We start from the raw sequence: 9079 nt of genomic DNA on the forward strand, positions 1-9079 counted from the left end.
AAAAATTAAGTGATGAAATAGTAATTTCCAGTACTCATGAAAAACACTATAATTAATATAAAGAGCTTATTAAAATTGGTACAATTAGTAGCAGTTTTTCTTTTTGTAAGTGTTTTATTTGCTCAACCTGCATTGCCAGAAAGAGGGATTACTGTACTGCCAACACAAGCTATAGATTTTGGAATTTTTTATGTAAATGGGGCAGGTACTATTGAAGTAGATTACCAAGGGAATGTAACGGTTACAGGTGGGGTAATTTCTTTAAATACAACATCTGTTACACCTGCTATTTTTGAAATAAAACTATGTCAAGGAAGAACAATTACAATAGATTACGATTATTCAGTCATGATTAATGGAAGTAATGGAGGCCAATTAGAACTTGTAATTGGCCCTACAGAGCGAGGGATTAGTGGAGATGAATTCCCTTCGCAAAATGACTGTAATTTTATTACTGTTTTACGAGTCGGCGGAAAACTGCTAGTACCTTCCAACGCTGTCCCCGGAATATATACTGGTAGTTTTCCTATGACTTTTACACAAGAATAAATGAATACAACTAAATCATATAACCCCTTTAAACAATTAAAAGCTTTCAAAAAGCTAAAGGGAATTGGTTTGTTGTTTCTTTTTCTAGTTGTATCAATACAATCTATTCAAGGATATGAGTATGAAAAAGAAATTCCTTTAGATCCAATTAATACTTATGATGAAGTTCCTGTTGAAATAATTGTGAAGGGGTATCTTCGTTTTGAAGCTGATGTAATTATAACTGATAAGCGATTGGTATATGTAAATGTTGAAGAGTTGTTTAAAAAATTAGGAATATTTTGTGAAGTTGAAAATGGCGGTGGCGTTTTAAAAGGCTTTATTGAAAACGAAAGGATTCCTTATTTAATTGATTTTGATTCAAAACAAATTACTAGAGGAGATAGAATTATTACATCTGAAAATGGAATTGTTCGGGAGTTAGGATCCATATATGTAGAAACAAGTGTTTTAAGCGAAGCGTTTGGTTTACACATGGTTTTTAATTTTCGTTCTTTATCGATTAAATTAGAAGCTGACTTTGAATTACCAATGGTAAAGCAAGCGAGGCTTGAAAAAATGCGTGAAAACATAACAAAGCTCCAGTCCAATAACGAAGTTATTATTGACTCTGTTATTGGTCGTGATTATCATTTTTTTAATGGTGGTGCACTAGATTGGTCTGTTGCATCTTTTCAATCTGAAGGAGCACAGCCCAACAATAGATTTTCTTTAGCGTTAGGAAGTGAATTGTTTTATGGAGAGGCGCGCGTGGGATTTAACTATTTTGATCAAACAAAATTTGATAGACGACAACTTTTTTATAACTGGCGATGGATTGATAATGAGAATACTTACCTTAGACAGGTTCAGGTTGGTAAAATAGGAACGCAATCTATTTCTTTTCTTCGTGCTCCCGTTGTAGGAGCAAGTTTTAATAACTCGCCAAATACCATTAGAAAGGCAGCAGGAACCTATACCATTAGTGATGTTGCTGAGCCGAATTGGACTGTAGAGTTATATATAAACGATGCACTTGTAGATTATACATCAACAGATGCCTCTGGTTTTTACCTTTTTAATGTGCCAATAGTATATGGATATACCACATTAACATTAAAATTTTATGGGCCATTAGGAGAGGAACGGGTTGAAGAACGTACGCTCAATACACCGTATACATTTATGCCTGCAAACGTATTGGAATACAAAGTCTCTGGAGGTATTTTAGAAGATGATGAAGGAAGTAAGTTTGGACGAGGAGAAGTAAATTATGGTATTAATAGGTTTGTTACTATTGGTGGTGGTGTAGAATATTTAACAAGCATTCCAACTCATGAGTTTATTCCTTTTGCAAATATGGCTTTTCAACCATTTTCTAAAATGATTGTAAATATGGAGTATGCTCATAATGTAAGTGTTAAGGGGCTAGTAAATTATTATTTTGGAACAAGTGCTTTTTTAGAATTAGACTATAAAAAATTTAAGAAAGGTCAGCAAGCAACGCTTGATAATATGAATGAAGATCGAAGAATACGATTATCTTTACCTTATAAATTGAGTAAAATTAGTGGTAATACAAAATTAAGTTTTAATCAATTTGTATACGATGCCTTTAATTTTAACCAAGTAGATGCTTTAATTTCAGGTCGTTATAAAAACAATTCAGCTAATGTTTCCTTAGCTTCTAACTGGTTGAATGGACAAAGCGCTTTTATGACTTCTACAGTAGTACTTTCTCGTAGGTTTAGAAATGGACTTATTGTGAGACCAACTATTCAATATAATATTTCGGACAATAGCGCGATGCGCTTACGAGCAGAAATAGAAAAAAGAGCATCAAAAATAACGTTTTCTGCCGCCTATGAACGGAATGTGCAGTTTGGTACGGATAATGTATTTTTAAGTTTTAGATATGATTTACCTTATGCACGTACTGGTTTTAATGCATTTTATGCAAATAAAAGAGTTAGCATTGCTGAAAATGCTCAAGGTAGTTTAGCATTTGGTGCAGGAAATGGAGAAGTAAATGCTGATTATAACTCCGCAATAGGTAAAGGAGGTATTTTATGTTACCCTTTCCTTGATTTAAATCAGAATAATAAACGAGATGCAGATGAACCTTTGGTATTTATAAAAAAGGTTAAAATATCAGGAGGTAAAATAAGCTACAGCAAGAAAGATTCAATTGTTAGAATATCAGATTTAAATTCATTTATTACCTATAATCTTACTTTTTCTGATGGAGAACTGGACAATATTGGATGGAGATTTAAACACAAAACGTATCAGGTTCTAGTGGATCCAAATCAGTATAAAAAAATAGATATTCCAATTTTAGTAGAAGGAGAAGTAACAGGAATGGTGTATTTGAACAAAGGAGAAAACACTTCAGGACAAGGTCGTGTTAAGATACAAATTTTTGATACTAAAGGCTATAAAGTAGGGGAAACATTGAGTGAGTCTGATGGCTATTATAGTTATCTAGGATTAAAACCAGGGACATACACTATTCGTATTGATGAAAAACAATTAAAAAAATTAAATTATCAATCTACTCCATTAAACCAAGAAGTAACCATTAAGAAATTAATTGATGGAGATTTTATAGAAGGTGTTGATTTTAAGATTCAAGATAAAAATCAACTAATTGAAAAAGGAGCCAATGAAAAAGATACCACTTCGTTTGTACCTACTCAAAAGAACCCAATTCAAATAAAATCTTTACTGAAAAAAGAATTTAAAAAGGGAGATTCGTCATCATTGAATAAAGTAGAAGTGTTAAATAAAAGTTTATATGCTATTCAATTAGGGGAGTTTCGTCAAAAACCAACTCTGCAACAATTAGGTAATTTAGCACCCATTTTTTATGAAGTGTTGCCAAATGGCATGTATAGGTTTGTTTATGGAAAATATACTTCTAAGAGTGATGCTTCTAATGCAAAAAATGGATTGATGTTGAAAGGTGTGAAAGGAGCAAGTATAGTTACCTACCAACAAAATAATAAAAAAAAATTAATTGAATATATATCTTTAGAAACTCAATCTTTACAAGGTAATGGTGCTGGAGATAATAATAGAAAAGCACAGTCAATGTTTGAAAATATGGATGTTAGTTTTACTGAAATATCTAAAGTTAAAGGTTCTTTTTATAGCGTTCAAATAGGAGTATACAAGAATAAAGTTACACCAAAGCAACTTTTAAATTTAGCACCTATTTATTATGAAATTTTACAAGATACTGCCACAAGATATATCGCAGGTAAGTACAACCTAAAAAAGGAAGCTAAAATTGCTAAGAATAACATTGTAATTAAAGGTATAAAAGATGCTTACGTAGTTGCTTATAATGATGGAGAAAAAGTTGAACTCTATGAACTAGATAAAATACGTACACAACAAAAAGGAGTACATAACAATTTAAAAGGAATTATTCATTTTAAGGATACTCATAAAAAGGTTGATATAAAAACTATTAAAGTTCAGCTATTGGATATTAATGACCAAGTAATTCAAGAGACCGCAGCAGATGAACTAGGTACCTATAGTTTTTTAAATTTGAGTTCGGGTACTTATAGGGTTCGAATAGATAACAATCAGTTAGAAAAGTTTGGGTATAAATCTATCACGTCTATACAAAATGCAGTAATTAATGAAATAAATGGTAATGATAAATTGAATCGGTTAGATTTTGAAATAATAAACATTAAAAACTAAGCGTAATGAAAACAAAAGTAATAGGTTTCGTTATTTTTTTAGTTATTCAATACAATGTATTGGGTCAATCTGCTAGTTCCAATTATGCCACTCAAACAGGAACATTGGGAACTACCTATAGCTGGATTGATTGCAGCGCAGGAACAAGTATTGTTACCGGTGACGATGCAGTCGGTTCTTTTTCGTGGCCATTTAGTTTTAGCTATTACGATAATACATATACGACATCTAGTAGCATAAGTGTTGCAACAAATGGATTTATTAGACTTGACGGTGCAGCCAGTACAGATTATGGTTCAGCAAGCTCCTATACGTTATCAAGTGCGTCTACCGAACTAGGACAAATTATTGCCATGGCGGTATATGATGGTAAAGTTGGAGACAACGGTGGTTGGGTAAAATACGTGGTCACAGGTTCCGCACCAAACCGAATATTAACCATCGAATACAATAATATTGAAATTGATTATAATGATAATAGATATGCCGATGTGCAGGTTAGTTTCTATGAAACACTGAACAAAATAGTAATTAAATTAGGTACAGATAATGTAAATAAGAATGGTATTGACTTGGGTCTTCACAGTGGTGTTACAGGATATTATAATAAGTGGCAGGAGGTACAAAGCGGAACGAACAATACTTGGATTGAATACACTCGAACAAGTGATCCACCAGTTTATTCAGGACCACAAGCAAGTTGGAATTATGCAATGCAAACCGGTTCTACAGGGTCAACTTACAGCTGGATTGATTGTTCTTCAGGTTCAACTATTGTGTCGGGTGATGATAGCCAGGCCACTGTCAATTGGCCATTCAACTTTACGTATTATGATAATTCTTACACAACAGCAAACAGTTTAAGTGTTGCAACCAATGGATTAATTAGGTTAGACGGTGTTGCTTCAACAAATTATGATACAGCCAGTTCATACAACTTAACAAGTACAGCTACCAACCTTGGACAAATTATTGCCATGGCAGTGTACGATGGAAACGTGGCCGGGACAGGCTGGGTAAGATCATTGGTTACAGGAACTGCTCCAAATAGGGTATTTACTATTGAATACAATAATATTGAAATTGATTATAACGATAATAATTACGCTGATGTACAGGTTAGTTTTTATGAATCTACTAATAAAATAGTATTAAAATTAGGAGCAGATAATATCACCAAAAGTGGCGTTGATATGGGGCTACATAGTGGTGTTAATACATTTTTTAATAAATGGCAGGAAATACAAAGCGGAACAAATAGTACCTGGATTGAATACACACCACCTAACATTGAAGTTAATGCTACCATAGGGGCTGCGCTAGCGTTTTATCCAACCCTAAAAGGTGCTTTCGATGAAATTAATGCTGGAAAACATCAGGGAACCATAAATATTAAAATAAATCACAGTACAATAGAATCTGCTTCGGCAACGCTTAATACCAGTGGTAGTGGAAGTGCAAGTTATAGCTCAGTAAAAATCTATCCAACGGTTTCGGGGCTTTCTATAAGCGGAAACCTTGATTCGCCGCTTATTGATTTAAATGGTGCTGATAACGTCACAATTGATGGTCGGGTAAATGCCATAGGAAGTGTTACAGATTTAACTATCATCAATTCAAGTATATCAACTATTTCAAATACTAGTACCATCAGGTTTATTAATTCAGCAGGTAATAATAGTATTCAATATTGTTATATTAAAGGGGGAGCAACAGGTTCTTACAGCGGAGTATTACTTTTTGCAGGATCTAGTTCAGGAAGTGGAAATAGTGGAAATCTAGTTGAAAATTGTAATGTAACAAGTTTAAATACTTCCGATAGGCCTTATGCCACAATATATTCCTTTGGAACAACAGGTCGAGATAATAGCAACAACACTATTTCCAATAATAATTTCTATGATTTTTTTAGACCTAATTCTACAAGCTACGGTATTTACATTTATCAAAAATCTTCGGATTGGATTATAGAAGGAAATAGCTTTTATGAAACTACTGATTTTGCGCCAACTAGTAATCATTATTATTATGGTATTCGAGTTTACGATACCTTGGGAAACAACTTCAATATAACCAATAATTATTTTGGAGGTAAAGATGCACTGTGTGGTGGTGATGCCTTTAAAATGAGTGCAGAATCAGCATTCCGCTTTTACGCGATTCATCTCGATGTTGGAACTGATACTCCTAGCTCATTGCAAGGAAATATAATCAGAAATTTTGATATTACCAATATCAATAGCATTCCTTGGATGGGAATTGATGTAAATTCAGGAGATGCAAATATTGGAACAATTAATGGCAACACAATTGGGGCTGAAAGTGGAAATAATTCTATTTTACTTACTAAATCAAATGCTGATATAGCTGCTGTATCGTATGGTATTTATGTAAATAGTTCGGGCACAGTAAATATTTCAAATAATATAATTGGTTCTGTAACCACACAATCTGCTAATTCGTATACACATTCATTTTATGGAATCTACAAGGTAGGTGGTACAAGCGGGAGTTTAGATGTTTCACACAATCAAATAGGAAGTTTAACTACTTCAAATAGTATCCAGGCCATCACCTCAAGTACTTCGGGCTCGGCTCAAAATGTTTACGGAATCATTAGTAGTTCTAGCGGTACTACAGTTATTAATTCTAATACAGTGGCTAATTTGTTCAATGCCTACGACTACTCTTGGTCGAGTAGTGGCCAGGTTGTAGGAATATATACGAACAATGGAATAAATACAATTCAAGATAATACTATTAGGAATTTAACCAGTACCAGTCCTAGTAGCGGCAACGTTGGAAGTGCAGCTGTTATTGGAATAGCACAACAAAGTACATTAGGGAACCAAAACATTATTGGGAATGCAGTGTATGATTTAACCAGTACTTATACAAGGAATGATCAAGGGGTGAGCGTTATGGGAATATTCTATTTTGGTGGTACTAATGGTACAAATACTATCACAAATAATTTTATTCATAGTTTGAATGCTTCAACAACGAAAGCAACGTTAACCGGAATAAAATTTTATGCTGGTAAAACTACTGTCGCTAACAACATTATCAACGTAGGAGAAGGAATTTCATCAGGGCTAACTATTAACGGACTCTATGAAAATGGGAACACAGGAAATGATAACAGCGTATGGTTCAATTCAGTTTATATAGGAGGAGCAGCCAGTGGAACAACTGCTTCAACTTATGCACTTTACAGTGCTACGAACAATAATGGTCGTGATTTCAGAAACAATATTCTCTTTAATGCACGAACGGGAGGTACAACGGGTAAGCATTATGCTGTACGTGTTAGTGGAATAACTAACTTAACCATTGATTATAATGACTATTTTATTTCTGGTAGTCCTTCGCAGTTAGGTCAGACGGGCAGTACGGATAAAGCAACTTTTACCGACTGGCAAACCGCAACGTCACAAGATATCAATAGTTTAAATATTGACCCTGGATTTACTTTAGCTGGAGGAACTGATGCGTTGGATTATATTACAGCTGCTTCATTGCCTGGTGTCTCTATTACAGATGTTACAACTGATTATGAGGATATTACTCGTGGTGACCCACCTAAAATGGGTGCGTTGGAATCGTCGGTTAATTTTGTATGGCAAGGAACTACCAGCACAGATTTTGGAACTGCAACAAACTGGGCAGATGGTGTTGTACCTTTAGACGGAGCAGATATTTCGTTTGCTGCAAATCCAATAAATGATTGTTATTTAGACCAAAATAGAACATTGCATGAAATTACGAATATAAGTGATAAAAAGTTAGTTGTAAATGGAAAGCAGCTTACCATTAAAGGAAGTATACTTTCTGCGACTGCCAACCAGATAGATGCCACATCAATTTCATCAGAAGTTGTGTTTGAAGGAGATGGTAGTCAAAGTATACCAAGCGGCGTTTTTGTAAGCAATACAATCAATGCTTTAACTCTTAACAACGAGCTTGGGTTAGCCCAAAATGGAGATTTGATTATACCAACAGCATTAACACTTACAGATGGTGAATTTAGTATTGGTGAAAATACGTTAATTATTAATGGTTCTATTTCAACTATACTAGGTACATTAACTGGTGGTAGTACCAGTGACTTAATTGTTGGAGGAAGTGTTGCTAGTACAGTGCTACCAAGTGTTGAATTGAATAATTTAATACTTGATCGTGCAAATGGAATTAGCCTAGGTGGAGATGTTAGTGTAGCTGGAACACTAACTTTAACTTCGGGGACTTTAACAATTGGACCAAATTCGTTTACTATTTCAGGAAATTCACCAACTAGAGTAACTGGAAACATTGATCCAAGTGATGCTTTAGCTACGTTGGTATTAATGAATACCACTGCAATTACGTGTCCAGATAATATATTTAGTGCAAGTCTTAATAATTTAACAATTAATGGCGCTGGAATAAATGCTTGTTGTAGTTGTACGATTAATGGAATTATTGATTTACAGAGCCCAAATCCATCTAGCACAGCAGGTTTGCTTGATATGGGAAGTAACACATTAACACTAGGAGAAAATGCAACTATTATTGGTGAAGGAGAAGTAACGGGTATTGTAAGGCGAGAGCATACGTTTAATTCAAATAAAGTGTATAGTTTTGGTAGTGCTCATACTAATGTTACTTTTGTTGATTCCAATTTAAAACCTACCTGGTTAAGTATAAAAACAACTATTGGAGCAGTTCCAACTTGGGCATCTTGGTCTCCTGAAGGAAAAGTACAACGTTTTTATAATGTAGCACGATCTGATAATGGTTCAACTTCACAAGCAATTGTAAAAATGCATTATCTGCCTTCAGAACTAGTAGATTC

The 9079-nt window shown here is 34.1% G+C and carries 3 protein-coding genes; all 3 read left to right on the plus strand.

The features are described 5' to 3' along the window. The first annotated feature begins 75 nt into the window (after positions 1-75). Positions 76-549 carry a DUF4402 domain-containing protein gene (locus HKP59_RS08375; protein ID WP_291805621.1) on the plus strand — a complete coding sequence of 158 codons (474 nt, stop codon included), beginning with the start codon at positions 76-78 and terminating at the stop codon, positions 547-549. Then, positions 550-4245: an SdrD B-like domain-containing protein gene (locus tag HKP59_RS08380; RefSeq protein ID WP_291805623.1), complete on the plus strand. Its 3696-nt coding sequence runs from the start codon at positions 550-552 to the stop codon at positions 4243-4245. Positions 4246-4250: 5 nt separating this feature from the next. Continuing rightward, positions 4251-9079: hypothetical protein (locus HKP59_RS08385; RefSeq protein ID WP_291805625.1), on the plus strand; the 4829-nt coding region annotated here is incomplete at its 3' end.

The sequence above is a fragment of the Lutibacter sp. genome, assembly GCF_013041805.1.
In the GTDB taxonomy this organism is placed as follows: Bacteria; Bacteroidota; Bacteroidia; order Flavobacteriales; family Flavobacteriaceae; genus Lutibacter.